Source organism: Streptomyces sp. NPDC051582 (assembly GCF_040681715.1).
Classification (GTDB): Bacteria; Actinomycetota; Actinomycetes; order Streptomycetales; family Streptomycetaceae; genus Streptomyces.
This window is the reverse complement of the sequence record NZ_JBFAZJ010000030.1, coordinates 79172-103766: the sequence shown is the minus strand read 5'-3', so window position 1 is coordinate 103766 and position 24595 is coordinate 79172. Positions and strand designations below refer to the sequence as shown.

Sequence of the window (24595 nt, the reverse complement as noted above, 5' to 3'; positions counted from 1 at the left end):
CCGTCCAGCAACAGGCCCCGCAGATACAACTGGCCCTTCGCCCGCTGATCCCTGCGGACCAGCGGCGCGAACACCTCCCCGGCGAACTCCTCCAACCGACCCCGACACTCAGCAAGCTCACCCGCCCTCATACCAGCAGCGAACTACCAAACACCGACCGTGACAAGACCAGCTAACAAAGCACTACTAGTCGGCCATGTCCGGAACCTGGCGCCGTGCTTCCGACAACCACAGCCCCTCACCGCCGCGTGCCATCGACTCGTCGCGTCCCACTTCCTCCTGATGGTCCAACCGGGCCTGCGCCAAGCTCAGCCGGCCGTTGGGGCCGCCCCGGACGATGTGGGCATCCGCGTCGTCCTGCCCGTCGTCCTCCCAGCCGCACTCCGGGCAGATCTCGAAATTCGCGCGCTCCTCCAGCGTTCGCCGGAAGCAGCACGGGCACGCGATGAGGCCGTTCTCGGCGCCATCCGCGGGACTGGTGGGCGTTCCTTCAAAGACCATGCCGCCATCGTCCGGATTCCCGGAGTGATCCACAACATGCGGCCCGGCCGCCTCGCCCCGGCCACCTCGCCCCGGCCGTCGCGGTGGCTCCGGTGGCCGCGCGCCCCGTGCCGCGGAGGCTCGCGTCCGTCCTACCCTTGCCCGGCGGCGTGCGGGGCGGTCGGCGGGGGCGGCAGGATCATGCCGATGAGGTGGTCCAGCGCCGCCTGCGCGCCGGGGTCCTCCGGCAGCACCTCGGGGGCCGTGTCGGGGGCGGTCCTGCGCAGTTCCAGCCAGCCCAGGTAGGCGGCGTACCCGGCCAACGCGCGATGGCGGGCCTCCTGCACTCCGAAGCCCAGCCCGCCGAAGACCTCCGCGAGGAAGTCCAGCCGGGTCCGGGTGACCCGGGCGACGACCTCGGCGACCGCGGGGTGGGCCGTGTGCGCGACGAGGGCCGGCTCCAGCCCGGCGATCTCCTCGGATCCCAGCGCGACGGCGAACAGCATGCGCGCCCGGGTCCACGGGTCTCCCTCGCCGCGGACGGCGGTGATGACCTCCGCGGTGGCGCGCCGCTCCCAGGTCTCCAGGGCGGCCACGAGCAGGGCCTCCCGGTTCTCGAAGTGCCAGTAGAAGCTCCCGCGCGAAACCGCGAGTTCGCGGGCGAGCACGTCCACCGCCACCGCCGCGAGCCCTCCGCGGGCCAGCGCGCGCAGTGCCGCCGCCGTCCACTCCTCCTTGGTCACTCTCCCCTTGGCCATGTTCCGTACAGTACTGTATGGAAAATCCAGACAGAGGTGTATGGAACCGGGGAGAGGGTGACGACATGAGCGCCATGACGACCAGGCGGGTCGGCGGGGAGCACGCGGAAGCCGGGGTCCGGGGTGCGGCGGTGGCGGCGGCGTGCGGGCTGCTCGCCGCGGGCGCCCTGCATGTGACGTGGGTGTTCTCCCCGTGGCCGCTGGCCTCGCGGGCCGAGTTCGCGACCGTGGTGGTCGGGGTGGACGAGGCGCAGCTGCCGTCCGGACCGCTGACGCTCGCGGTGGCGGGTGCGCTGGGCGCCGCCGCCGGGCTGGTGGTGACCGGCGCCCGGCCGGCGAGCCGGTTCGGCGGGGCCCGGCCGGTGCGGGCCGGACTGTGGGCGGTGTCCGGGGCGATGGCGGCACGCGGGCTCGGCGGACTGGCGGCTTCCGGGCTCGGACTGTGGTCCAAGCCGGCCGAGTTCCGCCACTGGGACCTGCGGCTCTATTCGCCGCTGTGCGTGGCACTGGGCGGACTCACGGGGTACGTGGCCCTGCGCACCCGGCGCCGCCGCGCCTGACCGGCGAGCCGTGGGTTCGCCACCGGGGCGGGGCCCGGCGGCGAACCCGCGCCCGCGTCAGGCGGGCGTCGTGGTGCGGGCCCGGGCCAGGATGGCTTCCGTGTCCACGCCCGTCGGGAGCGTGCCGTACGCGCCGCCGTGCTCGCCGCCCAGGCGGGAGGCGCAGAAGGCCTGCGCCACCGCGTCCGGGGCGTGGCGCAGCAGCAGCGACGCCTGCAAGACCAGGGCCATCGTCTCGGTGAGCCGACGGGCCCGGTACTCGGCCTCGGCCGGATCGGCCAGCTGCTTGTGGAGCCCGGCCACGGCCGCGTCCAGGTGCCGGTCGGCGCCCGCGGCCCGGCCCACCTCCTCGAAGAAGGCCTCGACGGTTTCCGGCTGCCGGGCCATGGCCCGCAGCGAGTCCAGGGCTGCCACGTTCCCGGAACCCTCCCAGATCGACGACAGCGGGGCCTCGCGGTAGAGGCGCGGCATGCCGGAGTCCTCGATGTAGCCGTTGCCGCCCAGGCATTCGAGGGCTTCGGCGGCGTGCCCGGGTACGCGCTTGCACACCCAGTACTTGGTCACGGCCAGCCCCAGCCGCCGCAGCAGCGCCTCGTCCTGGTCGCCCTGGGCGACCCGGTCCGTGGCGCCCGCGAGGCGCAGCGCGACGGCGGTGGCCGCCTCCGATTCGAGGGCGAGGTCGGCGAGGACGTTGCGCATCAGGGGCTGGTCGATGAGCGCCTTGCCGAACGCCCGCCGGTGCGTGGCGTGGTGGACGGCGCGGATGGTGGCGAGCCGCAGGCCGGACGCCCCGCCGAGCACGCAGTCGAGGCGGGTCATGTTGACCATCTCGATGATGGTCGCGACGCCGCGCCCCTCCTCCCCCACCAGCCAGCCGAAGGCCTCGTCGTACTCGATTTCGGCGGAGGCGTTGGACCGGTTGCCCAGCTTGTCCTTGAGCCGCTGGAGCAGCAGCCGGTTGCGGCTGCCGTCCGGCAGCACCCGCGGCAGCAGGAAGCAGGAGAGTCCGCCCGGGGCCTGGGCCAGCGTCAGGAAGACGTCCGACATGGGCGCCGACGTGAACCATTTGTGCCCGGTCAGCCGGTAGGTGCCGTCCGCGGCCGGGACGGCGGTCGTGGTGTTGGCCCGTACGTCGGAGCCGCCCTGCTTCTCGGTCATCGACATGCCCGCGATCAGACCCCGCTTGGTGTCCGGCCGGCGCAGTCCGTAGTCGTACGTGCGGGAGGCGAGCAGCGGCTCCAGCCATCCGGCGAGCTCCGGATTGGCGCGCAGCGCGGGTACGGCCGCGTACGTCATGGACACCGGGCAGGAGTGTCCCGCCTCGACCTGGCCCCAGACGAGGAACTTCGCGGCGCGCGCCACGTGCGCCCCGGCCCGGTCCTGCGCCCAGGGCGCGGCGTGCAGCCCGTGGGAGACCGCGGTGCCCATCAGTTCGTGCCAGTACGGATGGAACTCCACCTCGTCGATCCGGTGGCCGTAGCGGTCGTGGGTGCGCAGTACCGGCGGGTTCTCGTTGACCACGCGACCCCATTCCGCGGCCTGTTCGCCGCCGGCGAGGGCGCCGAGCCGGTGGAGTTCGGGCACCGCCCACGCGGCGCCCTCGCGGGCGACGGCCTCCAGCAGGGCCGGGTCGGCCGCCGCGTCGTAACCGTGGTGCGCAGGCACCTGGTTGGTGACCTCATGCGTCTGCGGCATCGTGTCCTCCAAGGGCACGCAGGGTGAAGGTGATCAGGCCGGGGATGACGTCCCCCGGGGCCGCCTCCCCGTCGGCCAGCGGTCCGACGAGCGCTTCGGCGATCGCGCCGACCAGTGCGGCGGCCGTCAGCTCGGGTGATTGTGCGGGGAGTTCCCCGCAGGCCACGCCCGCGGCGATCTGTTCGGCGTACACGTCGCGGAACGCCCGCCGGAAGACGAGGCGTTCGGCGTCGACGGCGGGGTCGGCCGGCTCCGCCAGCAGGGCGAAGGCCCGGCGCGGCGCCTGGAGCGCCCGGTACGCGAAGGTCTCGACGGCGGCCGCCACCCGCTGCGACGCGCCGCCCGGGCGCCGCGTCGCGGCGGCCACCGCGTCCAGCTCCCGGGCCACCAGGGTTCGCAAGAGCGCGGCGGCCAGCTCGGACTTGCCGGAGAACGACTGGTACACGCTGCCGGTGGAGATGCCCGCTTCGGCAGCGATCGCGGCGACCGAGCAGCCGCCGTACCCCTCCCGGGAGAGCAGGCGGACGGCGGCTTCGAGCACCTGCTCCCGACGGGCGTCGAGGCGGGCTTGCACGGAGGGCGGGCGACGGTAGGGCACGGAAGGATTGAAGCACCGATTCAGTGCTTCACACCAGACCCCGCCGCGACCTCGCGACCTCGCGACCTCGCGGCCTATCGGCGCCGCCTAGGGGGTGTCCGCGAAATGGCGACGTCCGCCCGCAGGACAGGCGGGACTTTGCGGACCCCCTAGCGCAGGCTCGCCGGGGTCGGGCCGTCGGGGCGGACGGTGATGCTGTACGCCGCCTTGGCCGGGACGGAGTGGAAGGCCGGGACGTGGGCCGGCAGCAGGTGTTCGAGGAGGACGGTCGACTCGCGGAGGGCGAACCGGAGGCCGAGGCAGGCGCGCGGGCCGATACCGAAGGGGAGGTAGGCGCCGGGGTGGGTGGGGCGGCCGTCCGGGGTGGTGAAGCGGCGGGGGTCGAACCGCTCGGGATCCGGCCACAGTTCGGGGTCGCGGTGGGTGAGGTACGGGCAGACCACCACGTCGGAGCCCGCTTCGACGGCGTGGCCGGTCAGCACGTCGGCCTCGGCGGCGTGCCGGGGCAGGATCCACGCCGACGGGTAGAGCCGGAGCGTCTCGTGGACCAGGGCCTGGATGGCGCGGCCGCGTTCCGCCGAGCCGGGGGCGCCCGCGCCCAGGGCCTCCTCGCGGGCCTCGGGGTGCCGGTCGAGCAGGAGGTAGAGCCAGGTCAGGGTGGTGGCCGTGGTCTCGTGGCCGGCGACGAGCAGCGTGATCAGCTCGTCGCGGATCAGGCGGTCGGTGTATTCGGGGCGTTCGGCGGCCGCGCCGAGCAGGAGGTGCAGCAGGCCCGGGCCGTCGGGGCCGGCCGCCCCGTCCCGCGCGGCCTCGATGGCGTGGTGCGCCACGGCGTCGATACGGGCGAGGTCGGCGGCGACGGCCTCGCGGGCGTCGGCGGCGTCGGCCGGCAGGGTCGGCATCGCGGCCACCACGGAGGCGACGGCGTTCAGCTCGCGCTCGGTGCCGTCGTCGAGCGGGTGCCCGGTGAGGGAGCGCCAGATGGTGTCCAGGGCGAAGCGGCGCATCTCCCGGCCGACGTCGAGCCGCTGCCCGGAACGGGCGTACCCGGCCCAGCGCTCGGCGGTGACCCGGGCGGCCGCGGCGATGCGCTGCTCGTACCGGCGCATCCCGGTTCCGGTGAACTGGGATTGAAGCAGCCGCCGTTGATTCTTCCAGGCCTCGCCGGTGGCGGCGAGCACCCCGTCGCCGATCAACAGCCGGGCGCGGTGCGAGCGTTTGACGTACCGGTCGGGATGCAGGGCGAGGACGTGCCGGACGGCCCGGGGGCCCGTGACCAGGACCGTGGGGGTCGGCCCGAGGCGGAACGCCGCCACTCCGCCGAGCCGTTCACGCACCAGGGCCAGCAGGTCGACCAGTTCGCCCCCGCCGGTGCGCCATCGCTCCACGAGGGCGGGGTCCGCCTCCGGGATCGGCCGTCCCGTACGGGCGGCGGGCGGGCGGGGGTGGTCGAAGCCGGCTTCGGTGGCCACGGATCTTCTCCTGTTCGGCCGCTGGTCCTGGCCCCGAGGGGCGCGGGCATCACGGACTGTACGCGAGCGGACGCCCCCCGTGACACCCCGCCCGCGAGCGGGGTTTCACCGCACGACCCTCGGCAGGCGCAGGCTCAGGAGCGCCGTCAGGGCGATCATGCCCAGCTGGACGAGCAGGGTGACGACGAGCGCGTCCCGCATGCCGGCCGACGGGACCAGCGCCAGGAACAGGCTGCCCAGGGTCGCGACGCCGAGGGCGAGCGCCGACTGCTGGGTGGTGATCATGACCCCGCCACCCACACCCGCGCGGTCGGCCGGTACGTCGGACAGCATCAGCCGCATCAGGACGGGCAGTTGGAGACCCTGGCCGAGACCGGCGACGGCCACGCCGGGGGCGAGCGGGGCCAGCCCGAGGTCCGGCCAGCCGCGCAGGACCGCGAGGACGAGCAGCGTGACGCCGACGGCCTGGAGGACGCCGCCCGCGGTGACGACACGGCTGCCGAACCGGCCGACCAGCCGCGGCCCGGCGAGCGAGGCCCCGAAGAAGGCCACCGCCATCGGCACGAGCGCCAGGCCCGCCTCCACCGGGCCCATCCGCAGACCCTGCTGGAGGACCACCGCGATGACGAACATGAAACCGCTGAAGCCGATCGAGAACGGAACCAGCAGGGCCAGGCCGCGCCGCAGCGACTGCAGGCGCAGCAGGCTCGGCGGCACCAGCGGGGTGCGCCCGAGCCGGTCGGCCCGGCGCTCGGTCCGGTAGAACCCCGCGGCGGCGAACGGGAAGAGCGCGAGCGAGATCCACGTCCACAGCGGCCAGCCGGCGGCCCGGCCCTCGGTCAGCGGAAGCAGCAGGGAGACCAGGGACAGTGCGAGCAGCAGCGTCCCCGGTACGTCGACCGAGGCGGGCCGGTCCGAGCGGGTCTCCGGAACGGCGCGGGTGGCCAGGACCAGTCCGAGGACCACCACCGGCACGTTGACCAGGAAGACCGAGCGCCAGCCGAAACCGGCCACGTCGGCGGCGACCAGGACACCGCCCAGGATCTGCCCGGCGACCATGGACAGCCCGGCCGTGGCCCCGTACAGGCTCATCGCGCGGGCGCGGCGCGGCCCCTGGGTGGTCGCCTGGATGGTGGCGAGCACCTGGGGCAGCATCAGCGCGGCCGCGGCGCCCTGCGCCACGCGCGCCCCGACCAGGGTCCAGGCGGTGGGCGCCAGCCCGCACAGGAGCGAGGTGACCCCGAAGGCGGTCATCCCGATCAGGAAGAGCCGGCGCCGTCCCGCCGTGTCGCCCAGGCGGCCGCCGAGGACGAGGAGCACGGCGTACGCGACGCCGTAGCCGCCGACGATCAGCTCCAGCGTGGCGGGGCCCGCCGCGAGGTCGTCGTCGATGGCGGGCAGGGCCACGTTGACGATGAAGAAGTCGATCAGGGGCAGTGCCGCGCCGAGCAGCACGGTGAACAGCCCGAGGGGGCCGATCGCGGCCGGGGCCGACGGGCCCGGGGCCGGGGCCGGCGAGGAGGGGGCCGACGGGGCCGGGGCCGGCGGGGAGGGGCGGGTGGTACGTACGGTTGCTTCGCTCACAACGGAAACGATCGCCCCGCGCTCAGCCTGGTACCAGAGTGTCCTTATCCTGGTACGACGAATACCTGGCAACGGGATGAGCGGTGCGGCACCCTGGTTCCATGACCACTGTTGCCCCCGACAGCGACGTACGCCGGCACGAGCTGGCCGATTTCCTGCGCAGCCGCCGGGAGCGGATCACGCCCGAGCAGGTGGGGCTGGTGCGCGGCCGCCGCCGGCGCACCCCCGGGCTGCGCCGCGAGGAGGTCGCCCAGCTCTCCGCCGTGGGTGTCACCTGGTACACGTGGCTGGAGCAGGCCCGCGAGATCCAGGTCTCCCCTCAGGTCCTGGACGCCCTCGCGCGCGCCCTGCTGTTGGACTCCAGCGAGCGCACGCACCTGTTCGCGCTGGCCGGCAGCCCCGATCCGGCCCCGCACGCGCCGTGCCCGAGCGTGACCCCGGCCCTGCGGGCCATGCTCGACCAGCTGGGGCCCGTCCCCGCGTGCATCCAGAACAGCCGGTACGACATCCTCGCCTACAACGAGGTGTACGGGCGGCTGCTGTGCGACCTGGACGCGGTGGCTCCCGAGGACCGCAACTGCCTTTGGCTGGCGTTCACCAACGCCGACTGGCGGGCCTCGATGGCCGACGTGGCCGAGGTCAACCGCACCATCGTGGCCAAGTTCCGGGCGGCCATGGCGGAGCACCTCGCCGAGCCGGCCTGGAAGGCCCTGCTGGCGCGGCTGGAGGCCGAGTCGGCGGAGTTCCGGGAGCTGTGGGCACGGCACGAGGTGCTCGGCCTGAGCGCCAAGACGAAGTACGTGCGCAATGCGCACGTCGGGCTGCTGCACTTGGAGCACACCAATCTGTGGCTCGGGCCGGCGGCGGGCCCGCGCCTGGTGACGATGGTCCCGGTCGACGAGGAGAGCCGGGCCGGCCTGGAGCGGCTCGCGGGGCTGGAGCTCCCGGGCGGCCGGGTGCGGCCGGAGCCGCCGGCACTCCTCGCCCCGGCCGCGGTCTGACGCGTCCGGCCCGCCGCGGACCCGCAGGACCCACAGGACCCACAGGTCCCGCTCACGGCTGCTCGGCCAGCCCCTCCGGCAGCCGGCCCGTGTGCACCACCCCGAGGGTCTGCGTGGCACGGGTCAGGGCGACGTACAGATCGCTCGGCTCGTGGTCCGCGGGCTCCACGACGATCACCGAGTCGAATTCGAGCCCCTTGGCCTGGCGCGGGTCCAGCAGGACGACCGTACGGGTGAGGTCCGGCTCCTCCCCCGCCCGTACGCCGGGCAGCGCGGCCGCCAGCGCCTCGTGCAGCGGGCGCGGCGCGATCACCGCCAGCCGCCCGCCCCGCTCCCGGGCCTGAGCCGGGGCGCCTTCGCGCACCGCCTCCGCGACCGCGCCGGCGAGGTCGTCCGTCTCCCGCACCCAGGGCCGCCGCCCCGTGGACCGCACCGAGCTCGGCGGCTCGAATCCGGGGTGACGGGCCCGGAGCACCGCGGCCGCCAGGTCCATGATCTCGGCGGGCGTACGGTAGTTGACGCCGAGGCGGACCAGCTCGTAGCGGTCCCCGACGTACGGGTCGAGGATCCGCTTCCAGGATCCGCAGCCCGCCTCGTCGCCGGTCTGGGCGGGATCGCCCACCAGCGTCATCGACCGGGTCGGGCAGCGCCGCATCAGCAACCGCCAGGCCATCTCGGACAGTTCCTGCGCCTCGTCGACGATGACGTGTCCGAAGGCCCACGTACGGTCGGCGGCGGCCCGCTCGGCCGCGCTGCGGTGGTCGGCCTCCTCCTGCCGCTCCGCCATCCGCTCGGCGTCGATGATGTCGTGCGCGGCGAGGAACTCGTTCTCCATGTCCTCGAATTCGTACGACTCGGAACCCTGGGACAGGTCCAGGACGCCCTGCGCGTACGCGATGCGCTCCTGCCGCTCGCGCTCCTCGGCGGCGCGCTGCGCGCTGTCGTCGAAGCCGAGGAGCTCGGCGGCCTCGTCGAGCAGCGGGATGTCGGCGGGCGTCCAGTCCTCCGTCGTCCGCCGGATCAGCTCCGCGTCGTGGGAGGGGAGATGGGTGGGGTCGGCGAGGAAGTCGGAGACCAGCTGCCGGGGCGTGAGGGGCGGCCAGAGACTGTCGATCGCGGCGTGCACCTCGGCGCTGGTCGCGATCTCCTTGCCGAGCTGCGCGATGTCGTCGGCGCCCAGCAGGTTGGGGCCGCCGTACGGGTCGGCGCCGAGGCGGTCGGTGAGCTGGTGCGTGAGGGAGTCGATGACGCGGAACGCGAAGTACGGGCGGGCCAGGTTGTGCGGCAGCCCGGTGGCGCGGGCCCGGTCGCGGGCCTCGTGGGCCATGGTCCGGTCGAGCAGCAGCGTGCCGTAGTCGTCGTGGTCGATCTCCAGGGCCGGTTCGGGGAGCACGGCGCTGTCCTCGCCGCTGCCGGCGGGGACGGTCTCGGGGAGCGCCTGGCGGTCGCGTACGACCTGCGCGAGGACGTCGGCCATCTGCGCGCGGCCCTTCACGGCGGCGGCGCCGGGCCGGTCGGTGCCGGTCGCCCGGATGCCGGGGAACAGCTCGCCGAGGGTGGAGAGGAGGACGCCGGTCTCACCGAGGGAGGGGAGCACCTCGCCGATGTAGCCGAGGAACGCCGGGTTGGGACCGACGATCAGCACGCCGCGCTTGGCGAGCAGCTCGCGGTGGGCGTAGAGGAGATAGGCGGCGCGGTGCAGGGCCACGGCCGTCTTGCCGGTGCCCGGACCGCCCTCCACCACGAGTACGCCGCGGTGCGGCGAGCGGATGATGCGGTCCTGCTCGGCCTGGATGGTCTGCACGATGTCGTGCATGCGGCCGGTGCGGGCGGCGTCGAGGGCGGCGAGCAGTACGGCGTCGGCGTCGGCCCCCTCGTGGCCGGTGCGCTCGGTGTCGGCGAGGTCGAGGATCTCGTCGTGCAGGGCGGTGACCTCGCGGCCGCGGGTGGTGATGTGGCGGCGCCGGCGCAGGCCCATGGGGAAATGCCCCGTGGCGAGGTAGAACGGGCGCGCCACTTCGGCCCGCCAGTCGAGGACGAGGGGGGTGCGGTCGGCGTCGCCCTGCCGGATTCCGATACGGCCGATGTGGTGGTCCTGTCCGTCGGAGAACTCAAGCCGGCCGAAACACAGACCGTTCTCGCCCGCGTTCAGCGCGGAAAGCAGACCGGACTGCTCGGCGACGACCACGTCGCGCTCCAGACGTGCCTGAAACCCGGACCCCGCGCCGGACAGGGCCTGTTGCACGGCGTGTTCGGCCTGGTCACGCAGGTCGTCCAGACGCGCATAGAGCTCGTCGATGAATTGCTGCTCATTACGGAATTCCACGCTTGACAATTCCACTCCCGACCCGATACGATGTGTTCGTAAAGCCCCATCACGCCCTGTTCTCATCGTGGCGCGAAACATCAAATATACGCAGACGAATACCCCGACCGTCAATTGGTCCGGGGTTTTTTTGTATCCCGAAGACCCGTACCGCACGCATCGCACAGGTGAACGAGACGGTGGGGCGGATGTCACCCGGACGGCTCACCCGTCAGGCTTTCGGCGCCATGCACTGCTTTGGTGGACACACGGAGCTGTCCACCACATGGAGCACTCTCATGTATGAAATGCAGGTCGGTGAGGCGGCCACAGGGCCTGGCCTCGTATGGCACGTCGTCGCCCGTGACCGCCGGGCCACCCTGTGCGGCCGCCCCCTCCAGCCGGGAGGCGACGCAGAAACGGACCACCACTGCATGCCGTGTATGACGGCTTTCCAAAACGTCATGCGCGAGGGCGCCGCGAAGTCCTGACCGTCGGGGGTGACCGATCACGAACCACGAACCACGAGCCGCCGCCGGCGCCGGGACCTCCCGCACCGGCGGCGACCGGTTTCACCCACCCGACAACCGACAGGAAAACAAAGTAATCCTTATGGATTTGCGAGCTGTTACCGTGTCCACTTATGAAGATGATCGGACTCCTCGGGGGCATGAGCTGGGAATCGACCGCCGAGTACTACCGGCTGTTGAACGAGCTCACCCGTGACCGGCTCGGGGGGCTGCATTCGGCCCGCTGCGTGCTGTACTCCGTGGACTTCGCGGAGATCGAGCGGCTCCAGGCCGAGGGGCTGTGGGCGGAGGCCGGCGAGGTGCTGACGGAGGCCGCCCAGCGGCTGGAAGCCGCCGGCGCGGACCTCGTCCTCATCTGCACCAACACCATGCACAAGGTCGCCGACCGGGTCCAGGCCGGCCTCTCGGTGCCGCTGCTGCACCTCGCCGACGCCACCGCCGATGCCGTGAAGACGGCCGGGCTGACGCGCGTCGGCCTGCTGGGCACGGCCTTCACGATGGAGCAGGAGTTCTACCGCGGCCGACTCGCCGCGAGCGGGCTGGAGGTGTGCGTCCCGGATACCGCGGGGCGCGCGCTCGTGCACCGGGTGATCTACGAGGAGCTGTGCCGGGGCATCGTCCTCGACGGGTCGCGCGCCGCCTACCGGCAGGTCATCGCGGAGCTCGTGGCCGACGGCGCCCAGGGGATCATCCTCGGCTGCACCGAAATAGAGCTGCTCGTCGGCGCCGGGGACAGCCCCGTGCCCGTCTTCCCCACCGCCCGGATCCACGCCGAGGCCGCCGTCGAGGCAGCGCTGTCGGCCGCTCCGCGTTTGGCTTGAATCGATCGGCACTCGGAATCGAGCGGTCCGCCCCGTGCCATCATTCGGCGCTATCAAGCCAACCGAGGGGGGTAGGCGTGGTCATCGAGAACTGGCAGCAGGCTGCCGTGGCCGTGGCCGTAGTGCTGGTACTGGGCTTCTTCCTGTGGTCCATGAGGCACCGGATCAAGAAGATCCGGCTGCGGCTGTGGAGTTTCACCGTCGAGTCCGCCCCGGAGGCGGACCCGGCCGATCAGACCGTGCACTCGAAGCGCTCCAAGATCCTGAAATCCCTGGTCAGCACGGTCAAGGGCGGAAAGGTCGGGCTCGTGGACAGCAAGGTCGAGGACAGCTGGATCATCGTGCGCAAGGACGGCGACCCCGAGCCCGACACCGGTGCCGCACCCGGTGCCGGACCCGGGCCCGCACCCGGTGCCGGACCCGCCACCGGCTCCGGCACCGGCACCGGCACCGGCACCGGGCAGCCCGCCAACTGATCCGGTCCGCAGCACTCAGGGGACTTCCGGGGGGGAAGACGGCGTGCACGTAGACCGCGTCGAGCAACTGGCCCACGCCGCCCGTGTGATCGGTGAAGGGGCATCGCACCGGGCCCTGTTCTTCGAGGGCGACGAGGGAATCGGCAAGACCGCCCTGCTCATCGAGGTGCACCGGCGACACGGTGACAGCACGGTCTGCTACGTCGACCTCGCCACCACCTGGGCGGCTTTCGACGTACTGAACCACATATACCGGCAGGCATCCGGGCAAGGCATCCGCATGGACTCCTTCCGCGCGCTCAAACAGCGCTACGGCGAGGTGCCGACGGTGAACTTCCAGGGGATGTCGATGAACCGCTCGCACCTCGACATCGCCTTGAGCGTCAACGCCGACCGCGAGACCCAGAACTCGGCCATGAGCGACGAACTCGTGGCGCGCCTCGCGGAGTCGGCGACCGTTCCCGGCTCCGGCCCGATCGTGCTCCTGGACGGCTTCGACCGCTGCGAGCCCCCCTTGCAGAGCTGGATCAGCACCAGCTTCCTGCCGGACCTGCTCGCCACGCGCCGCATCACCGTCTTCCTCGCCGGGCGGAGCATCCCCAGCCTCTCGCATCCGTACGCCGGCGCCGTCCTGAACCTGATCCTGCCCCCCTTCGACGCCGCGACCGTCCAGGAGTGGATCGACCTGGCGGGCATCGAGGAGCTCAAGGGGTCCGCCGAAGAGCTGTGCAGCAAGCTGGACGGGCTGCCCTCGGCGATCTCGGAGTTCCTGTCCCACTTCACCCGGGAGGGCTGACCCCTGGACACGGACCTCGTCCTGCGCCGGATCCGCGGCACGTTCGCCGCACTGCCGCCCGCCCGGCGCTCGCTGCTCGAACACCTCTGCGTGTACGACTGGTTCGATCCGGACATCGTCGAGTACACGGCCGATGCCCTCGGGGTCCCGGCCGACAGCGGGCCGCTGGTGCGGCTGTCCGTGGTCGAGCCCCGTCCCATGGCGGCGGCCGAGGCGTTCCGGCTGCGGCCCCTGCTGCGCAAGGACCTCCTCGACCGGCTCGCCGAGGAGGAGGACGCGACGCTCAGACGCGCCCACCGGCTGGCCGCCGCGTACTACTTCCAGCCGCTGGACCCGTTCAACACCGACAAGATCGGCTGGTACGTGGAACAGGTCCACCACCTGGCCCGTTCCAATCCGGACCGGGCCCTGAGCCGACTGGCCGCCTTCTCCCACACCGCCCTGCTCGCCGGCCATCCGGAGGCGGCGAGCCGGGCGGCGGCCGCGGCGCTGGGGTCCGGGGCCGACCCCCGCGAACTGACCCTGCTGGCCGAGGTCGTACGGTCCGTCGCGCTGATCCTCGCCTCGCAGGCCGAGGTGGACAACCGGGCGATCGTACGGCTGGACGGCCTGCTCGCCGGTTCCCGGCCCCCGCGCGACCTGGCCGCGGCCCGCATCGGCCGCCTCGCCCGCGACCTGGTCACGTACTACAGCGAACGCCAGGCCCCCGCCCCCACCCTGACGGCGGCGCTGGCGCTGGAGGCCGGCCGGGGCTCGGACCGGCGCGGCATGCCGGAGGTCTCCGCGAGCCTGTCCGTGGCCGAGGAGTTCGCGCACTTCCCGCACACCGTCATGCGCCGGGACCACGTGGTCGAGGTGGTCGGCCGGCGCAAGGCGAAACACTCGGTCACCTCGACGCTGTACGCGTCCGGTACGCAGAACACCCGCGCGGTGATCGACATCTTCCCCTGGGACTACGGCGAGACCCTGGACAAGCTCGACATCCGGGACCCGAACGGCGGGGTCGTGCCCTCGCTGAAGCGGATCGAGGTGCAGTCGTACATCGCCAACGCGGTCTCGTACTGGCTCGCGGAGGACGGCGGGGAGGGCGGCGACGGCGGGGACCCCGGGGCCGGCGAGGGAGCTGACGGGAGCGCCCGCCGGGGCGGCGGATCCGGCCGCGTCGAGCTCCGCGCCTCGCACCGGGAGATGTCCCTCGCCCTCGGCTCCGCCGTGCAGAGCCGCCAGCACGAGACCGTCGCGACGCTGCTGGAGACGGCGACCGAGGTCACGGGCGGCGTCCTGGGCGACCGGATCCGCGCGGCCACCCGCCATCTGCCGCTGGTCGCCGAGCTGGACACCGCGTACGGCACCTCCCCGCGGCTGCACTACGTCTACGACCGCGCCTGCGTCCTGCGCCGCCACGGGCTGCTCGGCGTCTCGGCCGAGCTGGAACTCTGCCTGCCGACCGAAGCCCACAACCAGCTGGCCGTCCCCACGCCCGAAGGGGTGGACCTGGCCGGTATCGAGACGTCCGACGACCGGTGGGTCCTCGACCCGGTCCCCGCCCCTTCCGACTGGGAGGACGGGGGCCCCCAGGGACTGCCGGAGCAGTTCTTCGTCAGCTTCTCGGACCAGGCGGACGGCGGGAGACCCGCCGCGGAGGATGCCCATCGGGTCGCACGCACCACGCTTCGGCTGTACTACGTCCCGCGCCGCAAGGACGTCCGCCGCGTCACCTGGGTCAACCTGCTCTGCCTGCTCGTCTGCCTGGGCGCGACGGCCCTGGAGATCTTCGTGCAGTACGCGGAGTGGTCCGGCGTGATCCCCGTCGCCGTGGTCGTGGCCAGTCTGCTGGAACAGCTCCAGAACCGGCGTCAGCATTCCTCCGGCAGCACCGAGGTGCTCCACGCGTACGCGAGCCGCCGGCTCAACGGGATCAACGCGACGGGCATGATCGCCGCCCTGCTGGCGACCGCCGCCCTTTCGGTGGGCACTCCGACGGCCTCCCTGTCGCTCACCGTGTTCTCCCTCGTCGTCTGCCTCGCCTCCACCGTCGCCCTCGCCACCGTCACCCGGCGCCGGAACCCCCTGGAAGCCCTGTCCGCGCCGCGCGCCCTCGATTAGGGCACGGGCCCGGGCCGTACCGTGTTCTCGTACGGGGAAGAGGCCGCGAGCCAGGGCGGCGGAACGGAGCCGGGCGACGCATGAGCACCTCCCAGTCGGGCACGGACGCGGACGAAGCCGGCCACCCGCAGGAAGGCCGGCACGCCGACTGGCTCGAACTCTTCCTCGACCTCGTCTTCGTCGCGCTCGCCTCCCAGCTCGCCCACCGACTGCACGGCGATCCGAGCCTGCGCGACTTCGCCGTGTTCCTGGGGCTCTACTTCCCGCCCTGGTGGCTGTGGATCAACCTCATGGTCTCGGCGAACCTCTTCGTCGACAACGGCCCCCGCCGCCGGCTGCTCATGCTGTCGGCCATGCTCTGCATCGCCGTCATGGCGTGCGCCGTGCCCGAGGCCGACACCGACCGCGGCTCCGTCTACGCCCTCGGGTACGCCGGTACCCGGCTGGTCCTGCTGGGGCTGTGGTGGCCGGCCACCAAGTACCCCGAGCCGCTGCGGGTCCCGCGCTGGCGCCCCCTGAGCTACTGCCTGGCCTCGGGCGTGCTGTGGGCGGCCTCCGCCGCGGTGCCCGCGCCCTGGCAGTACGTCATGTGGGCGGTGCTCATCGCCGCCGAGATGGCGCTGCTGCTCAGCGCGCGCGGCCGGGGGCTGCCCGCCCGGCTGGACACCGGGCACATCGTCGAACGGGTCGGGCTGTTCGTCATCATCGTGCTGGGCGAGTCCGTGATCGCCTTGGTCACCTCCGCCGACCACACCTGGACCCTGCGCGCCGGGGTCGTGGGCGTCCTCGGCTTCGTCCTGCTGGCCGCGCTCTGGTGGTCGTACTTCGACTTCGGCTCGACCTCGGCCGAACTCATGCTCGCCAGGGCCGACGACCGCCGGGCCTACCTGCTCGCCCGTGACATCGGCGGCTTCCTGCACTTCTTCGTGACCGCGGGCGTCCTGTGCATGGCGGCCGGACTGGCCACCGCCGTCGAGGAGGCCGACCACGCCCATCTGCCGACCGGCGCGGTGTGGGTGCTGGCGGGCGGCCTGGCCCTGTACCACGGGGCCCACGCCTGCATCGCGCTGCGCTACGGGCGCCCGCCGGCGAGCGTCGCCGTCTGGGCCCTTCCGGGCATCGGCATCCCCCTGCTCGTCGTCTGGGGAGCCGGTCACCTGGCGCCCTGGCTGGTCGTCCTGCTCCTGGCCGCCGAGGCGATCGCGCACCTCCTCTACGCGCGCGGACTCCAGCGCCACCGCCGCGCGGCCCCGGGCCCGGCCCGGCCCTGACCACACCCGCTCCTACGGAGTGCGGGTGAAGGCGCTGCGGTAGGCGCGGGGCGGGACTCCGCGGCGGCGTACGAACTGATCGCGCAGTACCGCGGCGCTTCCGTAGCCGACCTGCCGGGCGATCTCCTCGACGGGGAGGTCGGTGGTCTCCAGGAGTTCCTCCGCTCTGCTCAGGCGCAGGCTCCGCAGCCAGGCGTGCGGGGTGGTGCCGGTCGCTGCGGTGAAGCGGCGGGCGAAGGAGCGTTTGCTCATCATCGCGCGGCGGGCCAGTTCCGTGACGGGCAGCGGCTCGTGGAGGTGTGCGCGGGCCCAGTCGAGGACGGCGCCGAGCCGCTCGTCCTGTCCGTTCCCGGGGACGGGCGCGGCGAGGTACTGGGCCTGGCCGCCGTCGCGGTGGGAGGGCAGCACCATGTCCCGGGCGATGCCGTTGGCCAGTGCGGCGCCGTGTTCCCTCCGCAGCAGGTGCAGGCACAGGTCGAAGCCGGCCGCGGCTCCCGCGCCCGTGACGATGTCGCCTTCGTCGATGTAGAGGGCGTCGGGGTCCACGGTGACCCGGGGGTGGCGGCCGGCGAGGAGTTCCGCGAACCGCCAGTGCGTGGTCGCCCGCCGGCCGTCGAGGAGTCCGGCGGCGGCGAGCGCGAACGTGCCCACGCAGTGGGCCGCCACGACGGCTCCGCGCCCGTGCGCGGACCTGAGCGCGTCAAGGACCGCGGGAGCGGGCGGAGTACGGAAGTCCGCGCCGGGCAGGACGAGCAGCAGATCGGCTCGGGCGAGCCGGTCCAGGCCGTGCGCGACGGACAGCGGCACGCCGCAGTCCGTGGCCACCGGGCCGGGCCGGTCGGCGCACAGGGCGAGGTCGAAGCCCGGCAGCGCCGCCCCGTGGGGACCGAAGACTTCGGTGACGATGCCGACGGCGAGCATGCCGACGCCGGCGGGGACGTACGCGGCGACGGTCTTGAAGGGGGGCACGGGCGCAGTCTGGCACACGGTTGGCACGAATCCTGCGATCGTGGGCATTGGTGCCACTCGTGAACCCCCGCCGCTCCAGGAAGGATTGGGGCCATGACAGACGCACCGCTCGGCCGCAGCGCCGCATACAAGGTCCTGACCACCGGCTACGTGGGCTCCACCGGCCCCGGGGTCGCCGCGACCGTCTCCTACGTCCACGACGCGGGACGGCACGTGATCTTCGACCCGGGCATGGTGGGGAGCCACGAGGACATCCTCGTCCCGCTCGCCGAACTGGGCCTCGGCCCCGAGGACATCACCGACGTGGTCCTCAGCCACCACCACCCCGACAACACCATGAACGTGGGCCTGTTCGGTCGCGCCCGGGTGCACGACCACAAGGTGGAGTACCGGGGCGACCAGTGGACGAACCGCGACGCGGAGGGTTACGAACTCACCCCGTCCCTGCGCCTGATCCGCACCCCCGGCCACAGCCCCGAGGACATCACCCTGCTCGCCGGCACCGAGATGGGAGTCGTGGCCTTCGCCGGGGACCTCTGGTGGCACGCCGACGGCCCCGCCGAGGACCCCGTCGCCCCGGACCGCGAGGTGCACCGCGCCTCCCGGCTGCGCGTACTGGCCGCGGCGGACCTGATCGTGCCCGGGCACGGCAGCCCGTTCAAGGCCGACGACAGCACCCCGCGCTAGGCGTACCCGGGAACGGGGACGGGGACGGCGCGGCTCACGGCCGTACCGGAAGGAGCTCCGGGCGTTTCGCGGTGCGGGCGTCGCCCGAGGACCGGCCGCGCAGGCGCCGGCCCAGCCAGGGGCCCAGGAACGCGGCGGCCCAGCGCAGTTCGGCGGCGAGGGTGGGCCGGGGCGCCCCGTCCGGAGGGAGCGGGCGCGTCCACGAGTCGTCGCTGCCCGGCAGGTCGAGGGCGTACGCGAGCGAGGCGGCGATCCGCTCGTGGCCGAGCGGGCTCGCGTGCAGCCGGTCCGCGCTCCACAGCCGGGGGTCGGTGACCACGGGATGGTGCCCCGTCTCGACGACCACCACCCCGCGCCGGTCTCCGGCGGCCCGGATCCGGTCGTTCAGGGCGCTCACGCGCGGGGCGAGGGGGCGCGCGAGCGGTGTGATCCGCCCGAGGTCCGGGAAGGTCATCGTCACGACGCGCGTGCCCTGGGCGGTGAGCGCGGCGAACATCGCCTCCAGGTGGCCCGCGACCTCGTCCGCGTCGAACCGCGGCCGCAGCACGTCGTTGACCCCGGCGACCACGGTGGCCAGGTCGGGCTCCAGGGCCAGGGCGGGAGCGAGCTGCTCGGCGCGGACCTGACCGGCCAGCCGGCCGCGGACGGCCAGGTTGGCGTACGTCAGGCCGGGGTTGTGGAGCGCGAGCTGCTCGGCGAGCCGGTCGGCCAGGCCCCGCAGACCGGTGGCGTCGTCCCCGTCCCCGAGCCCCTCGGTCTGGCTGTCGCCGAGGGCCACGTACCTCAGGTACGCGTGCCCGGTGGGGCCGGCGGACTCGGCGGGGCCGGCGGGCTCGGTCGGGTCGGCGGACTCAGTGGGTCGCACGAGCCGCCTCCCGCTCCCGCAGAACGGCGATCGTCCGCTCGCACCAGTCGCGGTTGCCCCGCTCGAAGGCGAGGCCGCGCAGGCAGGTCAGGTACGGGCCGATGCCCTCGCCGTGCCGCAGGAAGTCCTCTTCGGAGCGGTCGCCCCGCATCTTGTCCAGCAGACCGCCGAACAGGTCGACCTTGGCCTGCGCGAAGGCCGCGCGCTCGGTGAGCTGCGCGATGAGCGTGTCGGGGTCCACGTGGTCGGCGGCCTGGACCTTCACGATGAGGTCGTCGCGGATCGAGGAGGGCTTGGCCGCGGAGGCGGTGAACTGCTCCAGCTCCGCGAGGCCGGCCTCGGTGACGGTGAACAGGCGCTTGTTGGGCCGGGTGTCCTGGACCACCTCCCGGCCCGTGATCAGCCCGTCCTTCTCCAGCCGGGCCAGCTCGGCGTAGAGCTGCTGCGGGAGCGCGTGCCAGAAGTTCGCGACGCCGAGGTCGAAGGCCTTCGCCAGCTGGTATCCGCTCAGCTCCTCGTCCAGCAGCGCCGCCAGTACGGCATGGCGCAAAGCCATCGGATCGCCTCCCTCTCGCCCCTGTTCCGGGTGCCGCCCCTGTGCACGGACACCTCTCGCATGATACTCAAGAAAATGACTAATCATATTCGTGAGTAGCAGATCCTCAGGGAGAAGCCGTGAACGCAGCAGAACGTTTCCGTGCCGCCGTAGAGAGCCGCGACCTCGCCGCTCTGGAGGACTTGTTCACGCAGGACGTGCGCCTGTACAGCCCGGTGAAGTTCACTCCGTTCGAGGGCCGGCCGATGGTGCTGGGGCTCTTCGGAGTGCTGCTGCGCACCTTCGAGGACTTCCGTTACGTCGGCCGGTACGCGGGCAGCGCCGAGACGAGCGTCGACGGCTCCGTGTCCCCGTCGGAGATCCTGCTCTTCCGGGCCACGGTGAACGGCAGGGCGATCCACGGCATCGACCTGGTCCACTACGCCGAGGACGGCCGGATCAAGGAGTTCACGGTGATGGTCAGGCCGCAGTCCGCGGTGCACGCCCTGGGCGAGGCGGTCCTCGCCGGGCTGGTCGCCGACGGCCTGGTCCCGGCTCCGGCCGCGGGGGCGGCAGGTCGTTAGGCTGCGCGGGGCAGCCCGCTCCCGCACGTACGCCCGGAGGAACCGGTGGACATCAGATCGGCCCAGCAGCTCGCCTGGGACAACAAGCTCGTGAAGGGCTTCAACACCGGTGACGTACCACTGGAGTTCGGGCTGCTGACCGCCGAGGTCGGGGAGGCCTTCACCGCCTGGCGCAGGAAACTGCCCAACTTCGGCGAGGAGCTGGCGGACGTGTTCCTGTACCTCGCGGCGCTCGCCGAGATGAACGGCATCGACCTGGAGTCCGAGGTGGAGCGCAAGCTCGCCAAGAACCGCGACCGCGTCTACGCACGGGACGAGCGGGGCGTCCTGCTGCGCGTCGAGACCTCGGACGACGCGGCCGAAGAGACGGGAGGCAACTGATGTCCACCACCGCCAGGGTGGCCCTGGCCACCTCGGACCTGGGCCTGGCCTGGGACACCGACCTGCCGTTGATCCTCGAAGCGCTGCGCGCCCGCGGTCTCGACGCCGTTGCGGCGGCCTGGGACGCCCCGGACTTCGACTGGTCGCGGTGCGCCGCGGTGGCCATCCGGTCCACCTGGGGTTACGAGCAGCACCTGCCCGAATACCTGGCCTGGGCCGAAGCGGTGCAGGGGGTGACACGGCTCGACAACCCGGCGTGGCTGGTCCGCTGGAACACCGACAAGCGGTATCTCGGGGAGCTCGCCGGCCGCGGCGTCCCCGTCGTACCGACGCGGTTCATCGCGCCGGGCGGGGCCGTCGACCTCCCCGGGCACGGCCAGTTCGTCGTCAAGCCGACGGTGTCGGCCGGGGCCCGCGGCGCCGCCCGCTACACGGAGGACCTCCACGAGAAGGCGGCCGGTCACGTCGCGGCCCTCCACGCGGCCGGATCGACCGCGATGGTGCAGCCGTACCTGACCCGGATCGACGAGGGCGAACGGGCGCTCGTCTTCCTCGGCGGCTCCTTCAGCCACGCGGTGCGCAAGGGTCCGGTGCTGACCGACATCGGGACCGTCGACGACGGCCGCGTGCCGCACCCGGGTCTGGTGCGGCACCTGCCGTCTCCGGCCGAACTCGCCCTGGCCGAGGCCGCGCTGGCCGCCGTGCCCGGGTCACCGAAGCTGCTTCACGCGCGGGTGGACATCGCGACGGCGGACGACGGGGCGCCGGTCGTGATGGAGCTCGAACTCGTGGAGCCCAATCTCTTCATGGGCCACGGCGAGCACGGGCTGCGGCGCTTCAGCGATCTCGTACAGGAGCGCGCCATGTGATGTGGGCGGCGACGGGCAGGTGGTCGCTTCCCGTCGCGGGCAGCGACCGGATCCGCGTGACGGTCGCCGAGCGCGTCAGGACCTGGTCGATCCTGGCCAGCGGCAGTGTCGCGGGCCAGCTGAACGCGAAGTCCCGGGCCGGCGGTTCCGTGCGCGAGGTGAGCGGGTCCAGGCCGCGGTCGTCCACGGTGCCGTTGAGGTCCCCGAGCAGGATCAGCGGATCCGTCGGCTCGGCGGCGATCGCGGCGCCGAGCAGTTCGGCGCTCTCGTCCCGCCGTGCGGAACCGAAGCCGTGCGCCGGGCTCAGGCGCAGGGAGGGCAGGTGCGCCACGTACACGGCGACCTCCCCGTGCGGGGTGCGGGCCGTGGCGCGCAGACCGCGGTCCCAGCCCTCCCCGACTCCGGTCGGCCTGATGTCCACCGGGCGCACGTCCGCCAGCGGGTGCTTCGACCAGAGCCCGACCGTGCCCGCCACCGCGTGGTACGGGTACCGCGGCGCGAACACGGCCGCGTAGGCCGGCTCGGCGGCGGGCGTCAGCTCCTCCAGCGCGAGCAGATCGGCGCCGGTGCCGGCCAGGGCCCGCGCCGTGCCCGCCGGGTCGGGGTTCTCGTCGCTGACGTTGTGCTGGACGGCGAGGAGATCGGGTGTCCGCTCCGGGCCGGGGAGCAGGTGGCCGCCGAAGAGGCCGAGCCAGGCGGCGGCGGGCAGCAGGGCGGCGAGCCCGGCCACGGTCGCTCGGCGCAGCACCGCCAGGGCGGCGAGGAGCGGGACGGCGAGGCCCAGCCAGGGCAGGAACGTTTCGAGCAGGCTGCCGGGACGGCCCGGCAGCCCGTCGGGCACCGCGCCGTGGAAGACCAGCAGGCAGGCGAGGAGGACCGCGAGCCCCGCGAGGACGCGCCCCCGCCGGCGCCATGACCACTGCTGCGGCCGGCGCCGACGCGTTCGCCCGGGCCCCCGCCCCGCCTCCTGCTCGCCCACGCGCCCCCGCTCCCGATCGGCTCCGCCTCCCCGCGCGGCGCTCCGCCACCCGCGCCGTACGCTACGACGACGCCCGGCGCGGTGATCCGGTTCCCGCGGCCGGCGGGCGGCCGGGGACCGCCGCGACCCGGGCGAGGACCAGCACGGTGTCGTCGGTCGCCGTGTCGGGCAGCAGACGGGCGAGGATCCGGTCGACGCCCTCCTCCAAGGAACCGAGCGGCGCCCGCAGTTGCTCGCACAGCGCCTCGATTCCGGTGTCGATGTCCTGGCCACGGGCCTCGACGAGCCCGTCGGTGTACAGGGCCACGGTGGCGCCCTCGGGGATGTCGACCTCGATCGACCGGTACGGTACGCCGCCCACCCCGAGCGGGACCCCGAGCACGTCGCCGACGACGTGCACGGTTCCGTCCCGGTGCCGTACGAGCGGCGGCGGGTGGCCGGCGTTGGCGATGCGGGCGCGCCCGGTGCGGGGGTCGTACAGGAGGTACAGGAAGGTGGCCCACTCGATGCCGGCCTCCTGCGCGCAGGCGTCGAGCTCTTCGAGCAGGGCGGCGGGCTCGGCGGTGTGCCGGGCGAGGGTCTTCGCGGTGATCCGCAGCCGCCCCATGGCCGCGGCGGCGGGCACGCCGTGTCCCATCACGTCGCCGACGACGAGCGCCACCCGGTCGTCGGGCAGGGTGATCGCGTCGTACCAGTCGCCGCCGACCTCGGTACCGCGGCTGCCGGGCAGGTAGCGGTGGCTGATGTCCACGTACGGGCCCGCCGCGGGGGCGCTGGGGAGCAGGGCCCGCTGGAGGGTGAGCGCGATGTCCCGGACCTTGCCGTACAGCCGGGCGTTGTCCAGGCACAGGGCGGCCCGGGAGGCGAGTTCACCGGCGAGTGCGAGGTCCTCCTCGCCGAAGGCCGGGCGGGCGGCGGAGCGGCCGAACATGGCGATGCCCTGCACGGTGCCGCGGGCGATGAGCGGTGCCATGAGGATGCAGGTCAGTCCGCTGTCCAGCAGCAGTTGCGCGCGCTCCTGGTGGACGATGGTCCGGGTCGCGAACTCCTGGTCGACCGTGAAGCAGAGCGGACGGCCCGTGCTCAGCATCTGGTGGGTGTGGGAGCCCGGCGGGTACGTGACCTCCCGCAGGCCGCTCACGAGTTCGACGGCGGGCTCGGGGAGGGTGGTGCCGGAGGCGATGCGGCGGGTGGCGACCGGCAGCCCGGGGTCGAACGCCTCGGTCTCGTCCATCCACTCCACCAGTTCCACGACGGAGGCGTCGCAGAATTCCGGAACCACCGCACCGACCAGCTCGCGCGCGGTGGTGTTCAGGTCCAGGGTCGTCCCGATGCCCGCCGCCGCCCGGTCGAGCAGGGCCAGGCGCCTGCGCGCGGCCGTCGCCTCCAGGATGGCCTGCTCGCGGTCGGTGACGTCCAGCAGCAGGCCGCCCACCCCGCGCCGGGTGTCGCCCGCGCCGGTGAGCGGGAAGAAACTGACCGAACGCACCTGGTCGCGGTCCGGGTGGCCCGGTGTGCGCAGGCCCACGAGGGTGCCGATCACGGTCCGGCCCTCGTCGGCCACGGACCGCAGCATGCGCTGGTACTCCCCGCCGTCCGAGGTGATCATGACGTCGGCCATCCGGCGGCCCAGGTGCTCGCCGAGCGGGACCCCGTCCATGTCGGCCAGTGCCTGGTTGAGGTGGACGTAGCGCAGCTCCTCGTCCAGCATGACCAGGCCGATCGGGCAGGTCTCGAAGAGGGAGTCGAGGAAGGACAGGTTGGTCTTCACCCGGTCCAGCTCGTCGCCCCGGCTCGCCAGTCCGATGACCACGGAGGCGCCGGTCGCGCCGGTCATCGGGAAGACCCGGAAGCCGCAGTCGAACACCGAGCCGTCCCGGTGGAGCGCGGGCATCCGTACGCGCCAGTAGCCGAGGGTCCGGGCGCGCTCGGCGAGGTGGGCGGCCCCGCCGGGTCCCTCGCCCGGGTCCGGCTCGGGGAAGAGGGCGGCCGCGGGGCGGGTCAGCACCGAGCCGGCCTCGTGGCCGAAGAGGCTCTGCGCGCCGGGGCCCCAGTAGCAGACCCGGTCCTCGTCGTCGATGCCGAAGACGGCCACCACCACGTGTTCCAGCAAGGACCCCGGTTCGGACCGGATCGGGCCGGGGTCGTTCGTGCCCCCCAGCCGGTCCGATGGCATCGGCGGGCCCCCTTCTGCGCGCGTCCGGCGCGCCTGCGCGGCTGACCGGCGCCCGCGCGGCGGACACGGGCTGCCCCCTCAATTCTGCCCGCCATCG

At 73.3% G+C, this 24595-nt stretch carries 23 protein-coding genes; 11 read left to right on the top strand and 12 right to left on the bottom strand.

Annotated features, from left to right (window positions below; all coding sequences use genetic code 11):
* Nucleotides 1-186: 186 nt before the first annotated feature.
* Together AB0M92_RS31210 and AB0M92_RS31205 are read right to left on the bottom strand one after the other, a co-directional pair.
* Complete coding sequence (locus AB0M92_RS31210; protein ID WP_366105665.1) at nucleotides 187-501, bottom strand: CPCC family cysteine-rich protein; 315 nt, start codon at nucleotides 499-501, stop codon at nucleotides 187-189.
* 131 nt (nucleotides 502-632) lie between these two features.
* The gene (locus AB0M92_RS31205) at nucleotides 633-1238 is read right to left on the bottom strand and encodes a TetR/AcrR family transcriptional regulator (protein WP_366105664.1); all 606 of its coding nucleotides are present in this window, start codon (nucleotides 1236-1238) and stop codon (nucleotides 633-635) included.
* A 65-nt stretch (nucleotides 1239-1303) separates the two neighbouring features.
* Between AB0M92_RS31205 and AB0M92_RS31200 the strand changes: the two genes are divergently transcribed.
* On the top strand, nucleotides 1304-1798 hold the full coding sequence (locus AB0M92_RS31200; protein WP_366105663.1) for a DUF3995 domain-containing protein: 495 nt from the start codon (nucleotides 1304-1306) through the stop codon (nucleotides 1796-1798).
* Nucleotides 1799-1855: 57 nt separating this feature from the next.
* Here AB0M92_RS31200 and AB0M92_RS31195 read toward each other — a convergent pair whose 3' ends face one another.
* From AB0M92_RS31195 to AB0M92_RS31180, 4 genes are all read right to left on the bottom strand, one after another.
* Complete coding sequence (locus AB0M92_RS31195) at nucleotides 1856-3493, bottom strand: isovaleryl-CoA dehydrogenase (protein WP_366105662.1); 1638 nt, start codon at nucleotides 3491-3493, stop codon at nucleotides 1856-1858.
* A complete protein-coding gene (locus AB0M92_RS31190; protein WP_366105661.1) occupies nucleotides 3477-4091 on the bottom strand; it encodes a TetR/AcrR family transcriptional regulator in 615 nt (204 codons plus the stop codon). Before AB0M92_RS31190 ends, AB0M92_RS31195 begins: the two co-directional genes overlap by 17 nt.
* 149 nt (nucleotides 4092-4240) lie before the next feature.
* Complete coding sequence (locus tag AB0M92_RS31185; protein ID WP_366105660.1) at nucleotides 4241-5563, bottom strand: cytochrome P450; 1323 nt, start codon at nucleotides 5561-5563, stop codon at nucleotides 4241-4243.
* A gap of 105 nt (nucleotides 5564-5668) precedes the next feature.
* Nucleotides 5669-7042 (bottom strand): MFS transporter, encoded by a 1374-nt coding sequence (locus AB0M92_RS31180; RefSeq protein WP_366105675.1) that lies wholly within the window; start codon nucleotides 7040-7042, stop codon nucleotides 5669-5671.
* A gap of 206 nt (nucleotides 7043-7248) precedes the next feature.
* On the opposite strand from AB0M92_RS31180, the gene AB0M92_RS31175 reads away from it, so the two are divergent.
* Complete coding sequence (locus tag AB0M92_RS31175; RefSeq protein ID WP_366105659.1) at nucleotides 7249-8148, top strand: helix-turn-helix domain-containing protein; 900 nt, start codon at nucleotides 7249-7251, stop codon at nucleotides 8146-8148.
* Nucleotides 8149-8200: 52 nt separating this feature from the next.
* Here AB0M92_RS31175 and AB0M92_RS31170 read toward each other — a convergent pair whose 3' ends face one another.
* The gene (locus tag AB0M92_RS31170; RefSeq protein WP_366105658.1) at nucleotides 8201-10483 is read right to left on the bottom strand and encodes an ATP-binding domain-containing protein; all 2283 of its coding nucleotides are present in this window, start codon (nucleotides 10481-10483) and stop codon (nucleotides 8201-8203) included.
* A gap of 613 nt (nucleotides 10484-11096) precedes the next feature.
* On the opposite strand from AB0M92_RS31170, the gene AB0M92_RS31165 reads away from it, so the two are divergent.
* From AB0M92_RS31165 to AB0M92_RS31145, 5 genes are all read left to right on the top strand, one after another.
* Complete coding sequence (locus AB0M92_RS31165; RefSeq protein WP_366105657.1) at nucleotides 11097-11804, top strand: aspartate/glutamate racemase family protein; 708 nt, start codon at nucleotides 11097-11099, stop codon at nucleotides 11802-11804.
* Between the two features lie 77 nt (nucleotides 11805-11881).
* Entirely contained in the window at nucleotides 11882-12280 is a 399-nt protein-coding gene (locus AB0M92_RS31160; RefSeq protein ID WP_366105656.1) for a hypothetical protein, read from the top strand.
* Nucleotides 12281-12323: 43 nt separating this feature from the next.
* The gene (locus tag AB0M92_RS31155) at nucleotides 12324-13076 is read left to right on the top strand and encodes a hypothetical protein (RefSeq protein ID WP_366105655.1); all 753 of its coding nucleotides are present in this window, start codon (nucleotides 12324-12326) and stop codon (nucleotides 13074-13076) included.
* A gap of 90 nt (nucleotides 13077-13166) precedes the next feature.
* Nucleotides 13167-15182 (top strand): hypothetical protein, encoded by a 2016-nt coding sequence (locus tag AB0M92_RS31150; protein ID WP_366105654.1) that lies wholly within the window; start codon nucleotides 13167-13169, stop codon nucleotides 15180-15182.
* 80 nt (nucleotides 15183-15262) lie between these two features.
* Nucleotides 15263-16453 (top strand): low temperature requirement protein A, encoded by a 1191-nt coding sequence (locus AB0M92_RS31145; protein WP_366105653.1) that lies wholly within the window; start codon nucleotides 15263-15265, stop codon nucleotides 16451-16453.
* Between the two features lie 12 nt (nucleotides 16454-16465).
* Here AB0M92_RS31145 and AB0M92_RS31140 read toward each other — a convergent pair whose 3' ends face one another.
* Nucleotides 16466-17374 (bottom strand): helix-turn-helix domain-containing protein, encoded by a 909-nt coding sequence (locus AB0M92_RS31140; protein WP_366105674.1) that lies wholly within the window; start codon nucleotides 17372-17374, stop codon nucleotides 16466-16468.
* Between the two features lie 141 nt (nucleotides 17375-17515).
* On the opposite strand from AB0M92_RS31140, the gene AB0M92_RS31135 reads away from it, so the two are divergent.
* Nucleotides 17516-18109: an MBL fold metallo-hydrolase gene (locus AB0M92_RS31135; RefSeq protein WP_366105652.1), complete on the top strand. Its 594-nt coding sequence runs from the start codon at nucleotides 17516-17518 to the stop codon at nucleotides 18107-18109.
* Nucleotides 18110-18143: 34 nt separating this feature from the next.
* On the opposite strand, the gene AB0M92_RS31130 is transcribed toward AB0M92_RS31135, so the two are convergent.
* Complete coding sequence (locus AB0M92_RS31130; protein ID WP_366105673.1) at nucleotides 18144-18896, bottom strand: SGNH/GDSL hydrolase family protein; 753 nt, start codon at nucleotides 18894-18896, stop codon at nucleotides 18144-18146.
* Nucleotides 18897-18960: 64 nt separating this feature from the next.
* Nucleotides 18961-19530: a PadR family transcriptional regulator gene (locus tag AB0M92_RS31125; RefSeq protein WP_366105651.1), complete on the bottom strand. Its 570-nt coding sequence runs from the start codon at nucleotides 19528-19530 to the stop codon at nucleotides 18961-18963.
* Between the two features lie 119 nt (nucleotides 19531-19649).
* On the opposite strand from AB0M92_RS31125, the gene AB0M92_RS31120 reads away from it, so the two are divergent.
* Genes AB0M92_RS31120 through AB0M92_RS31110 form a run of 3 tightly spaced genes read left to right on the top strand, consistent with a single transcriptional unit; the run spans nucleotide 19650 to nucleotide 21343 of the window.
* Nucleotides 19650-20093 carry a nuclear transport factor 2 family protein gene (locus tag AB0M92_RS31120; protein ID WP_366105650.1) on the top strand — a complete coding sequence of 148 codons (444 nt, stop codon included), beginning with the start codon at nucleotides 19650-19652 and terminating at the stop codon, nucleotides 20091-20093.
* Between the two features lie 45 nt (nucleotides 20094-20138).
* On the top strand, nucleotides 20139-20474 hold the full coding sequence (locus AB0M92_RS31115; protein WP_366105649.1) for a MazG-like family protein: 336 nt from the start codon (nucleotides 20139-20141) through the stop codon (nucleotides 20472-20474).
* The gene (locus tag AB0M92_RS31110) at nucleotides 20474-21343 is read left to right on the top strand and encodes a hypothetical protein (RefSeq protein WP_366105647.1); all 870 of its coding nucleotides are present in this window, start codon (nucleotides 20474-20476) and stop codon (nucleotides 21341-21343) included. Before AB0M92_RS31115 ends, AB0M92_RS31110 begins: the two co-directional genes overlap by 1 nt.
* Here AB0M92_RS31110 and AB0M92_RS31105 read toward each other — a convergent pair.
* Together AB0M92_RS31105 and AB0M92_RS31100 are read right to left on the bottom strand one after the other, a co-directional pair.
* Complete coding sequence (locus AB0M92_RS31105) at nucleotides 21312-22322, bottom strand: endonuclease/exonuclease/phosphatase family protein (RefSeq protein ID WP_366105645.1); 1011 nt, start codon at nucleotides 22320-22322, stop codon at nucleotides 21312-21314. The two genes, AB0M92_RS31110 and AB0M92_RS31105, sit on opposite strands and share 32 nt — an antisense overlap.
* 61 nt (nucleotides 22323-22383) lie before the next feature.
* On the bottom strand, nucleotides 22384-24498 hold the full coding sequence (locus AB0M92_RS31100) for a SpoIIE family protein phosphatase (protein ID WP_366105644.1): 2115 nt from the start codon (nucleotides 24496-24498) through the stop codon (nucleotides 22384-22386).
* Nucleotides 24499-24595: the final 97 nt, after the last annotated feature.